Raw genomic sequence first — 15,808 nt, 5'->3', positions numbered from 1 at the left:
ATTGAGAACAAAGAAAAAAGGCCGCGTCATCTGCGAGCGGCCTTTTTGTCGTGAAATGGTGCTTATTCGCGGAACAGCGCTTCGATATTCAGCCCTTGCGTTTGCAGGATTTCACGCAGACGACGCAGACCTTCAACCTGAATCTGGCGAACACGTTCACGAGTGAGACCAATTTCGCGGCCCACATCTTCCAGTGTTGCAGCTTCATAACCCAGCAGACCGAAACGACGCGCCAGCACTTCACGCTGTTTGGCGTTCAGTTCGAACAGCCATTTAACGATGCTTTGTTTCATATCATCGTCTTGCGTGGTGTCTTCCGGACCGTTGTCTTTCTCATCGGCCAGGATATCCAGCAGCGCTTTTTCAGAATCACCGCCCAGCGGCGTATCTACTGAGGTAATGCGCTCGTTGAGGCGCAGCATACGGCTGACATCATCAACAGGTTTATCCAGCTGTTCGGCAATCTCTTCCGCGCTCGGCTCGTGGTCCAGTTTATGGGACAACTCGCGAGCAGTACGCAGATAGACGTTCAGCTCTTTAACAATGTGGATTGGCAGACGAATCGTACGGGTTTGGTTCATGATTGCCCGTTCAATGGTCTGACGGATCCACCAGGTGGCATATGTTGAGAAACGGAACCCACGTTCAGGGTCAAATTTCTCAACGGCGCGGATCAGCCCCAGGTTACCCTCTTCAATCAGATCCAACAGCGCCAGACCACGATTGCTATAACGACGGGCAATTTTCACCACCAGACGCAGGTTACTTTCGATCATGCGACGGCGAGAGGCTACATCACCACGTAGCGCACGGCGTGCGAAATAAACTTCTTCTTCGGCCGTTAAGAGCGGGGAGTACCCAATTTCCCCAAGGTACAGCTGAGTCGCGTCCAAAACACGCTGGGTTGCACCCTGCGACAACAGCTCCTCTTCAGCCAGGTCGTTATCACTGGGTTCCTCTTCTACTAAGGCTTTCTCATCAAAAGCCTCTACTCCGTTCTCATCAAATTCCGCGTCTTCATTTAAATCATGAACTTTCAGCGTATTCTGACTCATAAGGTGGCTCCTACCCGTGATCCCTGGGCAAAGCACCTGAAGACTACTCATTTTGCCGGCTGCAGCGGCATCTGCGCACGCTGCAACGACTCAAATGGGGAGCACTTCATTCACTTTGCACCGATTTATCGCTGCGGCAAATAACGCAGCGGGTTTACGGATTTCCCCTTGTAACGAATTTCAAAATGCAAGCGTGTAGAACTGGTTCCGGTGCTACCCATGGTAGCGATTTTCTGCCCCGCCTTAACTTCTTGTTGTTCCCGGACCAGCATTGTGTCGTTATGGGCGTAGGCACTCAGGTAATCATCGTTATGTTTTATGATGATCAAATTACCGTAACCGCGCAGTGCGTTACCGGCATATACAACGCGCCCATCTGCGGTCGCGACGATAGCCTGCCCTTTACTGCCCGCAATATCGACGCCTTTGTTGCCACCTTCGGTCGCAGAGAAGTTGTCGATAACGTTGCCATCAGTCGGCCAGCGCCATGAAGCAATTGGCGAGCTGGTTGAGGTACTGCTGGCAGTCGGTTCGGTTGAGCTTACAGAAGGAGCCGTAACAGGCGCTGTGACGATAGTCGCAGGCTTATTGTTCGGCAACATTTTGTTAGCACTTTGTTCACCTGAATCTTCAGAATACGTAATTGTCGGTTTCGAAGCAACCACTACGGTTGAATTTTGTGCAGGTTTTGAGACGATTCCTTGCGCAGAAGCATCAGCCTGAGTTATGGCGTTACCACCAGTGATTGGCGTACCGGATGCATTGCCAACCTGCAATGTTTGTCCGACTTCCAGACTATACGGCGCGGCAACGTGATTACGCTGCGCGAGGTCACGGAAATCGTTCCCGGTGATCCACGCGATATAAAACAGCGTATCACCACGTTTAACGGTGTAGGTACTGCCGCCGGTGTAGCTGCCTTTAGGAATATTGCCATACTGGCGGTTATAGACGATATGGCCGTTCACCGTCTGAACGGGCTGCTGTGCGACGGGCTGGATCTGCGTCGGCTGAACGGCAGGACGCTGTACCGGCTGAATCTGCGGTTGCTGCGCGGACGTGCCAAGTTTTGGCGGCGGCGTGATTAACATACCGGAACTGGAATTATTACTGCTGGCGCTCTTCATGCCGCCAACGGAACTAACCGGGGCCGGAGCATTAGTGGAATTTGAACACCCTGCCAGCCAAAGTGAAACCAGTGATAATGCCGCAACACGGCTTACGGTTAATTTTGGGCTTCCCGCGCTCATTTATCCCCCAACAATATGTAAATTACCAATGACTTAAAGATAACCGTGAACGTTTACGGCAAATGTGCTCACCATACGCTGTTATTGCCTGAAAAACCCAGGAAAACTCTGTTTCTCAGGCCAGTTCGCCTTTCACCAGCGGCACAAAGCGTACGGCTTCAACGGTATCGATAATGAATTCGCTTCCCCGCCGACGAACCCGCTTTAAATGCTGGAGTTCGTCGCCCACGGGCAAAACGAGAATACCGCCGTCATCAAGCTGCGACATCAGCGCAGCCGGGATTTCCGGCGGTGCAGCGGTCACGATAATGGCGTCAAACGGCGCACGAGCCTGCCACCCCAGCCAGCCATCACCATGACGCGTAGAAACATTATGTAAATCAAGCTGTTTCAGGCGGCGACGTGCCTGCCATTGCAACCCTTTGATGCGTTCAACCGAGCAAACATGATGCACCAGGCGCGCCAGAATCGCGGTCTGATACCCCGAACCGGTGCCAATTTCCAGCACCCGCGAGGCTGGCGTCAGCTCCAGCAGCTCGGTCATTCGCGCCACCATGTAAGGCTGAGAAATGGTTTGCCCTTGACCAATAGGCAACGCGACGTTATCCCACGCTTTGTGTTCAAACGCCTCGTCGATAAATTTCTCGCGCGGCACTTGTGACAACGCCTCAAGCACCTGCTCGTTTTTGATGCCCTGCGCGCGTAATTGATTGAGAAGATCTTGTACGCGTTTGCTTACCATTGCCTGTTCACCCCGGCACGATCCAACCAACCCGACACCACATCATGCGCGCTGTAAGCGGTTAAATCTACATGTAGCGGCGTCACGGAAACATAGCCTTCATCAACGGCGGCGAAATCAGTATCCGGCCCGGCATCGCATTTCTCACCGGGCGGGCCAATCCAGTACAGCGTGTTACCGCGCGGATCTTGCTGTGGAATCACCTGATCCGCCGGATGGCGGCTACCACAACGCGTAACGCGAATGCCTTTGATCTCATCCAGCGGCAGATCCGGGACGTTAATATTCAAAATACGGCCCGTTCGCAGCGGTTCGCGGCTTAACGCGCGTAAGAGGGAACAGGTGACCGCTGCGGCAGTGTCATAATGCGTATGGCCGTTAAGCGACACCGCCAGCGCCGGGAATCCCAGGTGTCTCCCCTCCATCGCAGCGGCAACCGTACCGGAGTAGATAACATCATCGCCAAGGTTCGGCCCGGCATTAATACCAGACACCACCACATCCGGGCGCGGGCGCATCAGCGCATTTACGCCCAGGTAAACGCAATCGGTCGGTGTGCCCATCTGGACGGCGATATCGCCGTTTTCAAACGTAAAAGTACGAAGCGAGGATTCAAGCGTCAGCGAATTAGACGCGCCGCTGCGGTTACGATCGGGAGCGACGACCTGAACATCGGCAAACTCTCTAAGAGCCTTTGCCAGCGTCTGGATACCCGGCGCGTGGATCCCGTCATCGTTACTCAGCAATATTCGCATAATCACCCGATGTGTTGATAAGTTCCCTGACGACACTGGTGGCAAAGCTGCCCGCCGGAAGCCAGAACCGTAATTCGACGGTGACGTCATCCCACCAGTTCCAGCTCAATTTTTGCGGGTAGAGCAGCATCGCGCGGCGCGCTGCTTCGACTTTCTCCCGCACCAGCAGCGCCTGTAGCTGCGGCGCATCCGCAACCGCCTGTTGTTCAAACGCCAGCGCGTCACGCTGTGTGCCCCACTCACCGCTGCCTGGCAGCGACGCGGTAATCATCAGCGTTTTCGCCTCAACGCGCGTTTGCAGTTCCGCCTGCTCTTCACGGGTTGCAACAAACCAGCTGCCGCGCCCCGCTAATTGTAGCGCATCGCCGTCAACAACTTGATTAAAGTCTGTTTTTTTCAACCGCTCGCTGACGATTTGATTAAACAACGCGCTGCGCGCCGCCGACAACCAAAAACTGCGCTTGTTACGGTCGCGCACCGGCGCATCGCTCTGCGCCCAGCGAAGCGCGCCTTGCAGGTTGCTGCCGCCGATGCCAAAACGCTGAGCGCCGAAATAATTCGGTACACCTTTCTCCGCGATTGCCTGCAAGCGCGCCTCAACATCCGCACGGTTGCTAACTTCGCGCAGTACCAGCGTAAACGCATTGCCCTGCAGCGCACCGAGACGCAGTTTGCGCTTGTGACGGGCATATTCCAGCACTTTGCAACCTTCAAGCTGGAATGCGCTGAGATCGGGCATCGCATTACCTGGTACGCGGGCACACAGCCACTGCTCAGTGACAGCGTGTTTATCTTTTTGCCCGGCAAAGCTCACTTCACGCGCGTGGATTTTAAGGAATTTGGCCAGCGCATCAGCGACAAAACGCGTGTTGCAGCCATTTTTCAGGATGCGCACCAGAATATGCTCGCCTTCGCCATCAGGCTCAAAGCCAAGATCTTCCACCACCACGAAATCTTCCGGATTGGCTTTCAGAACGCCGCTTGCCACCGGTTTGCCGTGCAAAAATGTCAGGTTCTCAAAATCTGTCATTTCGCCGCCTTCACCAGCAACGCCACCGCTTCACAAGCGATACCTTCGCCGCGGCCGGTAAAGCCCAGTTTCTCGGTAGTGGTGGCTTTGACGTTGACATCATCCATATGGCAACCGAGATCTTCAGCGATAAACACGCGCATCTGCGGAATATGCGGCAGCATTTTCGGTGCCTGAGCGATGATGGTGACATCGACATTGCCAAGCGTATAGCCTTTCGCCTGAATGCGCCGCCAGGCTTCACGCAGCAGCTCGCGGCTGTCTGCTCCTTTGAACGCCGGATCGGTGTCCGGGAACAATTTGCCGATATCGCCAAGCGCCGCCGCGCCCAGCAGCGCGTCGGTCAACGCATGCAGCGCAACATCGCCATCAGAGTGAGCCAGCAGGCCTTTTTCGAAGGGAATGCGCACACCGCCAATGATAATCGGGCCAACGCCTCCAAAGGCGTGTACGTCAAAACCGTGTCCAATGCGCATTATGCTTTCTCCTGGAGGTCTGCATGGGTCAAGTAAAATTCTGCAAGTCGTAAATCTTCGGGGCGGGTGACTTTAATATTATCCGCGCGTCCGGCGACCAGCTCCGGGTGAAAACCACAATACTCCAGTGCTGAGGCTTCATCAGTAATGACAGCGCCTTCGTTCAGCGCGCGGGTCAGGCAGCCGTGCAGCAGCGGCAGCGGGAAAAACTGCGGCGTCAGCGCATGCCATAAATCGTTGCGCTCAACGGTGTGAGCAATCGCGGTTTTACCGGGTTCGGCACGCTTCATGGTGTCACGCACCGGGGCGGCAAGAATTCCGCCCACGCGGCTGGTTTCACTCAGCACCAGCAGACGGTTTAAATCATCCTGATGCAGACAAGGCCGTGCTGCATCGTGCACCAGCACCCACTGCGCGCCCGAGGCGGCCTTCAAGCCCGCCAGCACGGAGTCCGCGCGCTCTGCGCCACCGTTTACCACGGTGATTTGCGGATGGCTGGCAAGGGGTAATTGCGCGAAACGTTCATCGCCAGGGCTGACCGCGATAATCACGCGACTAACGCGCGGATGGGCGAGCAACGCGGCGACCGCGTGCTCAAGAATGGTTTTATCACCGATGGAGAGATACTGCTTAGGACATTCCGTTTGCATGCGGCGGCCAAATCCGGCGGCCGGCACCACGGCACAGACGTCCGGGATCATTGCTGACATGTCGTGAGTCCGGGATTATTTAAGGTCTGTTCTGCGTATTTTGTGTATTTTGCGTGTTTTGCGCTGAGCCCGACGCGCGCCTGGAGGCGTCCGGCACCAGACGATAAAATGTTTCGCCCGGCTTCGTCATGGTTAATTCGTTGCGAGCGCGTTCCTCAATCGCTTCCTGGCCACCATTGAGATCGTCAATTTCGGCGAAAAGCTGATCGTTACGCGATTTTAATTTGGCGTTTGTCGCCTGCTGTGCCGCCACATCTTCGCTGACGCGGCCGTAATCATGCAGACCATTCTTGCCGAACCACAGCGAATACTGTAGCCAGACCAGCAAAGCCAGCAATAGCAGCGTTAGTTTACCCATCCTGCCCCCTGAAAAACGGCATCATCATCCCATAACTTTTCGTCAGACTCCACTCCAGCCGGGTGATGCCGCACAAGCGCCAGACTTTACCATAAATGTCTGTCGATCCGTAGCCGGACACATTGCCTTAATGAGCGTTACGGTTTGACGTAGGGATTGCGTTACCCCATCAGCCACATAAACAGCACGCCGAACATGGCGATTACCGTCAACAGTGTCGCCACGCTGCTGTAAACCAGCTTGCCATCGAGGAGCGAATGCAGCGCAATGCCGACCACAACGGATACGGGCATCAGGGCGAGAAAAAAAGGCCAGGTGTAGAGAAAGAAAAACAGCGTATTGGAGCCGTAAATCATGAACGGGATGCCGAGCGCCAGCAGCCATGCGACAAAGCCCACAACCGCTCCAGGGAACGACCATGTTGTGGCTTCATCGGTGGTGGTCGTCATCGACTGCGACCGTGGAATGGTGATGTTCTGACTGTTGCGCATATCTGATCCTGTTGCCTGTACGACCGGTAACGGAAATACACACCCTCGTTCAGGCGGCGCCAACATTAACGCCGGGAAAGCTGAAGATGGCGTGTATCGCCAGTACCGTCTCAGGATCTGATAATATCGCCCTGCCGGAGGAGGTCTAATAATTGGCTGACCAAATTTGTTACCAATTGTTCGCCGTCCAGATGCACTTCCGGGGATTGCGGCGCTTCGTATACCGAATCAATGCCGGTGAAGTTGCGAAGTTCACCCGCACGCGCTTTCTTATACAACCCCTTAGGATCGCGCGCTTCGCAGATCTCCAGCGGCGTATCAACAAATACCTCGATAAACCGCCCTGCTCCCAGGCGCTCGCGCACCATTTGCCGCTCGGCGCGGTGCGGCGAAATAAAGGCGGTGAGCACGACCAGACCGGCTTCAACCATCAATTTAGCCACTTCGCCCACGCGGCGTATATTCTCTTTACGATCGGCGTCGCTAAAGCCTAAATCGCTGCACAGCCCGTGGCGCACATTATCGCCATCCAGCAAATAGGTGCTGACACCCGCGCGGTGCAGCGCCTCTTCCAGCGCCCCCGCGACGGTCGATTTCCCCGAACCGGAAAGGCCGGTAAACCACAGCACAACCCCACGGTGACCGTGAAGTTGCTCACGCGCATCAGGCGTCACCGGATGCGCGTGCCAGACGACGTTTTCGTCATGCTGCGCCATTACTTGCCCCCCAGCAGATCGCGTGCGCCCCAGTGCGGGAAGTGCTTACGAATAAGCTGATTCAGTTCCAGTTCGAATGCGCTGAACCCGGATGTAATGGCCTGCTGCTGGATATGAACGTCACGCACCATTCCTGCGCCAACGGTCACGTTACTCAGGCGATCGATAAAGATAATGCCGCCGGTCACCGGATTCTGCTGATATGCATCCAGCGTCAGCGGCTCGTCAAACGTCAGATCCACCAGCCCAATACCGTTAAGCGGCAGCGTATCCACCTGGCGCTGCGTCAGGTTATTGATGTCCACCTGGTAGTGGATGCCATCCACACGGGCGCGCGTTTTTTTGCCTGCCACTTTGATGTCATAGCTCTGGCCAGGCTGCAACGGCTGTTCCGCCATCCACACCACATCCAGCGATGCGCCCTGCACGGCAGGCAGCGTTTCCTGTGCATCCAGAATCAAGTCGCCACGGCTGATATCGATCTCATCTTTCAGCACCAGCGTAATCGCTTCACCCGCTGCGGCTTCCTGTAAATCACCGTCAAACGTCACGATGCGGGCGATAGTCGATTCGACGCCAGACGGCAGCACTTTGATGCGCTGACCAACTTTCACCACGCCAGAGGCGAGCGTGCCGGAGAAACCACGGAAATCGAGGTTCGGGCGGTTAACGTACTGCACCGGGAAGCGCATCGGTTGCGTATCCACCACGCGCTGGATTTCAACAGTTTCCAGCATTTCCAGCAGCGTCGGGCCGCTGTACCACGGCATTTTCCCGCTCTGGCTGGCAACGTTATCCCCTTCGAGCGCCGACAGCGGCACAAAGCGGATATCGAGGTTGCCCGGCAGTTGCCCGGCAAAAGTCAGGTAATCCTGACGAATGTTGTCGAACGTCTCTTCGCTGAAGTCTACCAGGTCCATTTTATTGACGGCCACGACCAGGTGTTTAATGCCGAGCAGCGTGGAGATGAAGCTGTGGCGGCGGGTTTGATCCAGCACGCCTTTGCGCGCATCGATCAGCAAAATCGCCAGATCGCAGGTCGACGCGCCGGTCGCCATATTTCGGGTGTACTGCTCATGCCCTGGCGTGTCGGCAATGATAAATTTGCGTTTTTCGGTAGAGAAATAGCGATACGCCACATCAATGGTAATGCCCTGTTCGCGCTCCGCTTGCAGGCCATCAACCAGCAGCGCAAGGTCGAGCTTTTCGCCCTGGGTGCCGTGCCGTTTGCTGTCGTTGTGCAGGGTGGAGAGCTGATCTTCGTAGATCTGGCGGGTATCGTGCAGCAGTCGGCCAATCAGCGTACTTTTGCCGTCATCAACGCTACCGCAGGTTAAAAAGCGCAGCAGGCTTTTGTGCTGCTGGGCATGCAGATACGCTTCGACGCCGCCTTCATTGGCAATCTGTTGTGCAATCGTGGTGTTCATGGCGGCTCCTTAGAAGTATCCCTGACGTTTTTTCAGCTCCATGGAGCCGGCCTGGTCGCGGTCAATCACGCGCCCCTGACGTTCACTGGTCGTTGAAACCAGCATCTCTTCGATAATTTCCGGCAGCGTTTGCGCGTTTGATTCCACCGCGCCGGTCAGCGGCCAGCAGCCAAGCGTACGGAAACGCACCATCCGTTTTTCGATCACTTCACCCGGCTGCAGATCGATACGGTCATCGTCGATCATCATCAGCATACCGTCGCGCTCAAGCACCGGGCGTTCCGCCGCCAGGTACAACGGAACGATGTCGATATTTTCCAGGAAGATATACTGCCAGATATCCAGCTCGGTCCAGTTAGAGAGCGGGAACACGCGAATACTTTCGCCTTTGTTGATCTGGCCGTTGTAGTTGTGCCACAGCTCCGGGCGCTGGTTTTTCGGATCCCAGCGGTGGAAGCGATCGCGGAAGGAGTAAATGCGCTCTTTGGCACGCGATTTCTCTTCGTCACGCCGCGCGCCGCCAAATGCCGCATCAAAACCGTACTTGTTCAGCGCCTGCTTCAACCCTTCGGTTTTCATGATATCAGTGTGTTTGGCACTGCCGTGTACGAACGGGTTAATGCCCATCGCCACCCCTTCCGGGTTTTTATGCACCAGCAACTCACAGCCATAGGCCTTTGCGGTACGGTCACGGAATTCGTACATCTCACGGAATTTCCAGCCGGTATCCACGTGCAGCAGCGGAAACGGCAGCGTACCTGGGTAGAAGGCTTTGCGTGCCAGATGCAGCATCACGCTGGAATCTTTGCCGATGGAGTACATCATCACCGGGTTGGAAAATTCGGCGGCCACTTCGCGGATAATATGGATGCTTTCCGCCTCCAGTTGTCGCAGGTGAGTGAGTCGTTTTTGATCCATAACCATTCCTTAAGCCAGATTAATCACGGCGGCGCCGAACGCCTCCGTCGCTGTCGTATGCCGGAACCAGGCGAGTTCGCGATGCAGCCCGACCACCTCGCCCACCACCAGCAGGGCAGGCATCGGGGCGGCTTTCGCCAGTTCCTCAAGTTGTTCTAATGTGCCGGTAGCAACGTGTTGATCCGCGCGCGTACCGCGGGAAATCACCGCCACCGGCGTGGTTTTGTCCCGCCCGTGGGTAATCAACTGTTCGCTGATTTCAGCTGCCTTCATCGTGCCCATATAAATCGCCAGCGTCTGGCGGCTCTGCGCCAGTTGCGACCAGTCAAACGGCGCGCTGTCGGCTTTATAATGGCCGGTAACAAAAGTAACGCTCTGGGCAAAATCCCGGTGCGTCAGCGGGATGCCGGCATAGGCTGTCGCACCCGATGCTGCCGTAACGCCCGGCACCACCTGGAAGGGAATGCCCGCTACAGCCGCCGCCTGCAGCTCTTCGCCGCCGCGTCCAAAGATAAACGGATCGCCACCTTTCAGGCGCACCACCGTTTTCCCCTCGCGCGCCGCGTCCACCAACATGCGGTTGGTATCATGCTGCGCCACCGCGTGCGAACCAGCGCGTTTGCCCACGCAGATTTTCTCTGCGTCCCGCCGCACCAGTTCCAGCACCGCATCGCTCACGAGGTGGTCATAAAACACGACGTCTGCCTGCTGGATAACCTGCAAACCCCGCAACGTCAGCAATCCGGCATCGCCTGGCCCGGCACCGACCAGAATGATTTCACCGCCCCCGGAACCCGGTTGCGCTAACTCTGCTTCCAGCGCTTTTTCCGCGGCCGGTTCGTCGCCCGCCGCCATCAGGCTGGCAAAACGCCCGCGAAAAGCCGTTTCCCAAAAACGACGCCGCTCATCGGTAGTACGACGAAACGCCTTGATGCGTGTCCGCCAGCGCCCGGCCACTTCCGCCATGCGCCCGAGATTACCCGGCAGCAGCGCTTCTATCTTTTCACGCAGTAACCGCGCCAGCACCGGCGCGTTACCGCCAGAAGAGATAGCCACCAGTAACGGTGAACGATCCACAATCGACGGGAAAATAAAGGAGCACAGCGGTTGGTCATCGACCACATTCACCAGCCGATGACGCGCATTGGCGGCGTCAAACACCCGGCGGTTCAGCGCCGAATCGTTGGTCGCGGCAATCACCAGGAAAACCGCGTCCAGCTGTGATTCGTCAAACTCGGTAGCCAGCCAGTGAAGAGATTGCGCATCGGCAAGTTGCTGCAACTGCGGCTCCAGCCGTTGCGCCACCACCTGCACATGTGCGCCAGCGCGACGCAAAAAAGCAATCTTGCGCGCGGCGATTTCGCCGCCGCCAATCACTAAAACGGGGCGGTCTTTTACAGCAGCAAATAACGGCAGGTAATCCACAACGCGGTAACTCACTCAAGGCCAGCAATAGAGGGACTATAGGGGGCGCTTTAGAACGAATGAAATTACGAATTGGAATGAGTAGTTCCGCAAAGGAATAACGCTTGTGCAAAGCTAATATCAAAAAGTGCTTAACATCAACATTTTCGGAAGGTTAAGAAGAAATGAAATTGTGTAAAGCGGGTCACAGTTTCATACTAAGCGCGGTAAAAATTCTGCTGCTTAAAGGACTCCCTATGTTTTCCGCATTGCGCCTCCGTACCGCTGCCCTGGCGCTCGGCGTATGCTTTATCCTCCCGGTTTCTGCCCGGACCTCTCAACCCGGCGACTTTGCAACTGAGCAGGCTCGTCACATTGCCACCCTGTTCCCGGGACGAATGACCGGCACCCCCGCTGAAATGCTCTCTGCGGATTACGTTCAGCAACAATTTGAACAAATGGGCTACCAGAGCGATATCCGTAAATTCAAAACCCGTTACCGCTATACGGCGAAAGATAACCAGCAGAACTGGCAAAACGTTACCGGCAGCACGGTGATTGCCGCGCATGAAGGCAAACTGCCGCAGCAGATCATTATTATGGCGCACCTCGATACCTACGCACCGCGCAGCGATGCGGATGTCGACAACAACCTCGGCGGTTTAACGCTGCAGGGTATAGATGATAACGCGGCGGCTGTAGGCGTGATGCTGGAACTGGCGCAAGCGCTGAAGCAGACGCCAACGCAATACGGTATTCGTTTTGTCGCCACCAGCGGCGAAGAGGAAGGCCAGCTTGGCGCAGAGAGTTATCTTGCACGAATGAGCGAAAAAGAGCGCAAAAACACGCTGCTGGTGATCAATATGAATAACCTGATCGTCGGCGACAAGCTCTACTTTAGCAGCGGGAAAAACACCCCGGCTTCAGTGCGCAAACTGACGCGGGATCGGGCACTGGCCATTGCCCGTTCGCACGGCATTCAGGCGCTGAGCGCCCCGGTCACAGCCACCAAAAGCAACCACAGCGCTAATGATGCGCAGGTGTTTGATCAGGCCTCTATTCCGGTGCTGTCGGTGGAAGCGACAAACTGGTCTCTGGGTCTGAAAGACGGCAACCAACAGCGCGCCAAATCCAAAACCTTCCCGGAAGGCGTAAGCCACCATAATGCCCGGCTGGATAACCAGCAGTATATCGATCAGGCATTGCCGGGACGCATTGAGCGCCGCAGCCGCGACGTGGTGCGCATCATGCTGCCGCTGGTGAGCGAACTGGCGAAAACCACCAAAAATTAACGCCAGCATGGCTGGCGTTATCTTGCAACTCCCCCGAACCCGACCGGTGTGCAAAAACCGAAACGAAAAGATTTTTGCGCACGTCCGGGTTCAGTAGAAGTGATCAACCGGCGGCTAGCGTTCGTCGCGACGCCCGCCTACCGCAGCCCACATTCTGCGCACATGTACCGTCACTTCTTCACGGTCATGATAGAGCTGCCGCGCCTGAATCTGCGCGGCAACGTTATGCTCATCCAGTTGCGCCTGAATATACGCCAGGTTGTTTGACACCTCTTCGTAACGCTTTTTCATCGGCAGCTTGAGGTTGAAAATGGTTTCCCGGCACCAGCCATTAGTCAGCCACTGCGCCATCAGCGCGGCGACTTTCGCCGGCTTCTCCACCATGTCGCACACCATCCACGAGATGTTGTTGCGGTTCGGTCGATAGCGGAAACCATCTTCACGCAGCCAGGTTACCTGGCCGGTATCCATCAGGCTTTGCGCCATCGGGCCGTTATCCACCGACGCTACCCACATGTTGCGTTTCACCAGCTGATAGGTCCAACCGCCAGGGCATGCACCGAGATCCACCGCGTACATTCCATTTGCCAGGCGCTCGTCCCACTCATCTGCCGGAATAAAGACGTGAAACGCCTCTTCCAGTTTCAACGTTGAACGGCTTGGCGCATCGGACGGGAACTTCAGACGCGGGATGCCCATATAGAACGGCGAGTTGTTAAAGGAGTACGAATAACCGGTGTAGCAACAACCCGGCGCAATAAAGAACACGTGAACGACCGGACGCTTCGCTGAATCACTACGCGCCAGGATGCCCGCTTCACGCAGCGCACTGCGTAGCGGAACGGTAAACTTGCGGCAGAACTTCATCAGCTCTTTGCTTTCGTTGGTATCGGCCACTTCCACACGCAAATCGCCGCCTTTATCCACGACGCCCTGCAGCATGCCGACGATCGGCGTAATGCGATCTTCCTGCGGTAAGTCGCGCAGCAGCTCGCCGACGACAAACATCTGGCGGGCAAAAATCAGCGAACTGAACGGCAGCTCGCGCGCCAGTTTGTCGGCGTCGTCTTGCTGGTAGCATTCAAACACAACGTAACCCGCGTTCTCTTTCACACGCGCGAAACCGAACACCTCAAGGAGACCGGCTTTATCGGTAATTTCTGCTGCGCACTCTTTCTCAAAACCCGGGCGGCACAGCAATACCACTTTATTCATGAACAACGCCCCTACGTTTCAGACGAATTGCGCCAACTAACATTAATACCCAGCCGATGAGAAAACAGACGCCACCGACCGGCGTAACAAACGCCCACAGGCGTAAATGTGAGAGCGCCAGGCAATAAAGGCTGCCGCTAAACAACACGGTGCCGAACGCCAAAAAAACGCTGCTCCAGTAAAACCAGATGCTGATGCGGCGCTGCATCGCCACCGCCAGCCCAAGCACCGCGAGCGTGTGGAACGCCTGATATTCGAGCCCGGTCTGGATCCAACTCATCTCCACCACGCCCAAAGATTTACGTAACACGTGCGCGCCGAAAGCCCCCAGCGCGACAAACACAAAACCGCTTACCGCGGCAAAAATCAGCATAAAACGGCTGGTCATGTGAGTACCCTAAAAGTCATACGCGCCATACGCGCGCGAATTATTGTTCGTAACGGAAACGGAACTTTTCCTGTTCGCTGGCCGCTTTTGCCAGGATCCACTGACGAAAGGCGGCTATTTTACCCAGTTCTGCCTGGCTGTCATGACAAACCAGATAAAACGCGTTCTTACTGACCAGAACATCATTAAACGGGCAGACCAGACGACCTGCCTCAATTTCGGACTGTGCCATTACATTGTTGGCCAGTGCGATCCCCTGTCCGTGGATAGCGGCCTGCAGCACCATAGAGCTGTGGCTGAAAATAGGTCCCTGCTGAACATTAAGATTAAGACCTAACTGGCGCGTATAAGTTTGCCAGTCGCGCCGGGAAGCGTCATGCAGCAAGGTGTGATGCGCCAGATCTTCAGGCTTTTTCAATGCTTTATCGCCAGTGAGTAATAATGGCGAGCAGACGGGTAGCAAGTATTCTGCGTACAGTTTTTCAACACGCAGCCCTGGCCAGTTGCCGCGACCGTAAAAAATCGCCACGTCGACATCGTCCGCCAGTTTATCCTCTTCGCGGTCAACCGCCTGGATGCGCACGTCGATTCCCGGATAAGCTGAGTTAAAGCTAGAGAGCCTCGGCACCAACCATTGAATGGCAAAACTGGGCAATAAACTAACAGTGAGCGCGCCTTTTGCACTGCGTGCTTGTAGTTTTCGCGTGGCCTCATTGAGCTGGGAAAATATCTCTTTGATATCCTGAAAATAACTCTGACCTTCCTCGGTAAGCAGCAGCGAACGGTTGCGTCGACGGAACAGTTTCAGGCCAAGAAAATCCTCGAGAGACTTGATTTGGTGGCTTACTGCGGCCTGCGTCACAAAAAGCTCATCGGCGGCGCGCGTAAAACTCAGATGGCGGGCAGCGGCATCAAAAACACGTAATGCATTTAGTGGTGGTAATCGCTTGGACATGGTTATCAGGCTTAGATGTAAAGGCAATTTAACAAACAGGAAACAGTGTTTAACCTATTAGTTTTTTTTATCTGAGCCATTATAAATTGTCCGTTGAGCTTCTACCAGCAAATACCTATAGTGGCGGCACTTCCTGAGCCGGAACGAGAAGCTTTTTTTGGAATGTGTGTTCTGAAGGGCTTTTGGCTTACGGTTGTGATGTTGTGTTGTTGTGTTTGCAATTTGGTCTGCTATTCAGACCCCGGTAGCGACGCTACCCCTTTTTCACTTCCTGTACATTTACCCTGTCTGTCCATAGTGATTAATGTAGCACCGCAAGATTGCGGTGCTTTTTTTTACCTGAAATCAGGGTTATTTATCCAGCGCGACCATCTCTTTGACGTCGGTACGGTTGATCTGTTGCTCGTTACCGTTGGCGTCTTTATAAGAGATCATGCCGGTCTGATCGTCGGTTTTCGGTTTACCTTCCGAAATAATCGTACGACCATCGTTAGTGTGTAATGCATAGTTCGGGCTGGAACAAGCGCTCAGGGCAAAAGCAAAAGCACATGCAGAAATAATTGCGGCAGCCTTTTTCATCTTCTTCTCCTTCTGGCAATTAATGCTGTGAAATACTCTTCACGGAA

General features: G+C 55.2%; 18 protein-coding genes. 1 reads left to right on the top strand and 17 read right to left on the bottom strand.

Features of this window, described 5'->3' with window-relative positions:
• Nucleotides 1-62: 62 nt before the first annotated feature.
• From rpoS to cysG, 13 genes are all read right to left on the bottom strand, one after another.
• The gene (gene rpoS / locus RT644_RS05575) at nucleotides 63-1,055 is read right to left on the bottom strand and encodes an RNA polymerase sigma factor RpoS (protein ID WP_002442472.1); all 993 of its coding nucleotides are present in this window, start codon (nucleotides 1,053-1,055) and stop codon (nucleotides 63-65) included.
• Between the two features lie 125 nt (nucleotides 1,056-1,180).
• On the bottom strand, nucleotides 1,181-2,254 hold the full coding sequence (gene nlpD / locus RT644_RS05570; protein WP_233500430.1) for a murein hydrolase activator NlpD: 1,074 nt from the start codon (nucleotides 2,252-2,254) through the stop codon (nucleotides 1,181-1,183).
• Between the two features lie 166 nt (nucleotides 2,255-2,420).
• Entirely contained in the window at nucleotides 2,421-3,047 is a 627-nt protein-coding gene (locus RT644_RS05565) for a protein-L-isoaspartate(D-aspartate) O-methyltransferase (RefSeq protein WP_020455026.1), read from the bottom strand.
• On the bottom strand, nucleotides 3,041-3,802 hold the full coding sequence (gene surE, locus RT644_RS05560; RefSeq protein ID WP_044489474.1) for a 5'/3'-nucleotidase SurE: 762 nt from the start codon (nucleotides 3,800-3,802) through the stop codon (nucleotides 3,041-3,043). The genes RT644_RS05565 and surE overlap by 7 nt, the downstream gene beginning before the upstream one ends.
• Nucleotides 3,783-4,832 (bottom strand): tRNA pseudouridine(13) synthase TruD, encoded by a 1,050-nt coding sequence (gene truD, locus RT644_RS05555; RefSeq protein ID WP_313626098.1) that lies wholly within the window; start codon nucleotides 4,830-4,832, stop codon nucleotides 3,783-3,785. Before truD ends, surE begins: the two co-directional genes overlap by 20 nt.
• Nucleotides 4,829-5,308: a 2-C-methyl-D-erythritol 2,4-cyclodiphosphate synthase gene (gene ispF / locus RT644_RS05550; protein WP_017457714.1), complete on the bottom strand. Its 480-nt coding sequence runs from the start codon at nucleotides 5,306-5,308 to the stop codon at nucleotides 4,829-4,831. Before ispF ends, truD begins: the two co-directional genes overlap by 4 nt.
• Nucleotides 5,308-6,018 (bottom strand): 2-C-methyl-D-erythritol 4-phosphate cytidylyltransferase, encoded by a 711-nt coding sequence (ispD, locus tag RT644_RS05545; RefSeq protein ID WP_313626097.1) that lies wholly within the window; start codon nucleotides 6,016-6,018, stop codon nucleotides 5,308-5,310. Before ispD ends, ispF begins: the two co-directional genes overlap by 1 nt.
• 19 nt (nucleotides 6,019-6,037) lie before the next feature.
• Entirely contained in the window at nucleotides 6,038-6,376 is a 339-nt protein-coding gene (gene ftsB, locus RT644_RS05540; protein ID WP_313626096.1) for a cell division protein FtsB, read from the bottom strand.
• A 161-nt stretch (nucleotides 6,377-6,537) separates the two neighbouring features.
• Complete coding sequence (locus RT644_RS05535) at nucleotides 6,538-6,867, bottom strand: DUF3561 family protein (RefSeq protein ID WP_020455030.1); 330 nt, start codon at nucleotides 6,865-6,867, stop codon at nucleotides 6,538-6,540.
• Between the two features lie 110 nt (nucleotides 6,868-6,977).
• Complete coding sequence (cysC, locus tag RT644_RS05530) at nucleotides 6,978-7,583, bottom strand: adenylyl-sulfate kinase (RefSeq protein ID WP_020455031.1); 606 nt, start codon at nucleotides 7,581-7,583, stop codon at nucleotides 6,978-6,980.
• Nucleotides 7,583-9,010: a sulfate adenylyltransferase subunit CysN gene (cysN, locus tag RT644_RS05525; RefSeq protein WP_313626095.1), complete on the bottom strand. Its 1,428-nt coding sequence runs from the start codon at nucleotides 9,008-9,010 to the stop codon at nucleotides 7,583-7,585. Before cysN ends, cysC begins: the two co-directional genes overlap by 1 nt.
• 9 nt (nucleotides 9,011-9,019) lie before the next feature.
• Nucleotides 9,020-9,928, bottom strand: a complete 909-nt coding sequence (gene cysD / locus RT644_RS05520) for a sulfate adenylyltransferase subunit CysD (protein ID WP_017457708.1) — start codon at nucleotides 9,926-9,928, stop codon at nucleotides 9,020-9,022.
• Nucleotides 9,929-9,937: 9 nt separating this feature from the next.
• Complete coding sequence (gene cysG, locus RT644_RS05515; protein WP_313626154.1) at nucleotides 9,938-11,353, bottom strand: siroheme synthase CysG; 1,416 nt, start codon at nucleotides 11,351-11,353, stop codon at nucleotides 9,938-9,940.
• A 236-nt stretch (nucleotides 11,354-11,589) separates the two neighbouring features.
• Between cysG and RT644_RS05510 the strand changes: the two genes are divergently transcribed.
• A complete protein-coding gene (locus tag RT644_RS05510) occupies nucleotides 11,590-12,624 on the top strand; it encodes an aminopeptidase (protein WP_044489721.1) in 1,035 nt (344 codons plus the stop codon).
• Nucleotides 12,625-12,738: 114 nt separating this feature from the next.
• Here the strand turns inward: RT644_RS05510 and rlmM are convergent, their stop codons facing one another.
• The 4 genes from rlmM to RT644_RS05490 form a co-directional block, all read right to left on the bottom strand.
• Nucleotides 12,739-13,839 (bottom strand): 23S rRNA (cytidine(2498)-2'-O)-methyltransferase RlmM, encoded by a 1,101-nt coding sequence (rlmM, locus tag RT644_RS05505; protein ID WP_313626094.1) that lies wholly within the window; start codon nucleotides 13,837-13,839, stop codon nucleotides 12,739-12,741.
• A complete protein-coding gene (locus tag RT644_RS05500) occupies nucleotides 13,832-14,227 on the bottom strand; it encodes a DUF423 domain-containing protein (protein WP_313626093.1) in 396 nt (131 codons plus the stop codon). Before RT644_RS05500 ends, rlmM begins: the two co-directional genes overlap by 8 nt.
• A 40-nt stretch (nucleotides 14,228-14,267) precedes the next feature.
• Nucleotides 14,268-15,182, bottom strand: coding sequence for a glycine cleavage system transcriptional regulator GcvA (gcvA, locus tag RT644_RS05495; RefSeq protein ID WP_017457703.1), 915 nt, complete (start codon nucleotides 15,180-15,182; stop codon nucleotides 14,268-14,270).
• 351 nt (nucleotides 15,183-15,533) lie between these two features.
• The gene (locus tag RT644_RS05490; RefSeq protein WP_020455037.1) at nucleotides 15,534-15,761 is read right to left on the bottom strand and encodes a YgdI/YgdR family lipoprotein; all 228 of its coding nucleotides are present in this window, start codon (nucleotides 15,759-15,761) and stop codon (nucleotides 15,534-15,536) included.
• Nucleotides 15,762-15,808: the final 47 nt, after the last annotated feature.

The organism is Kosakonia sp. (genome assembly GCF_032104925.1).
Taxonomy (GTDB): domain Bacteria; phylum Pseudomonadota; class Gammaproteobacteria; order Enterobacterales; family Enterobacteriaceae; genus Kosakonia.
Note: the sequence above shows the minus strand (reverse complement) of the source record. Positions and strands in the feature narration are given on the sequence as shown.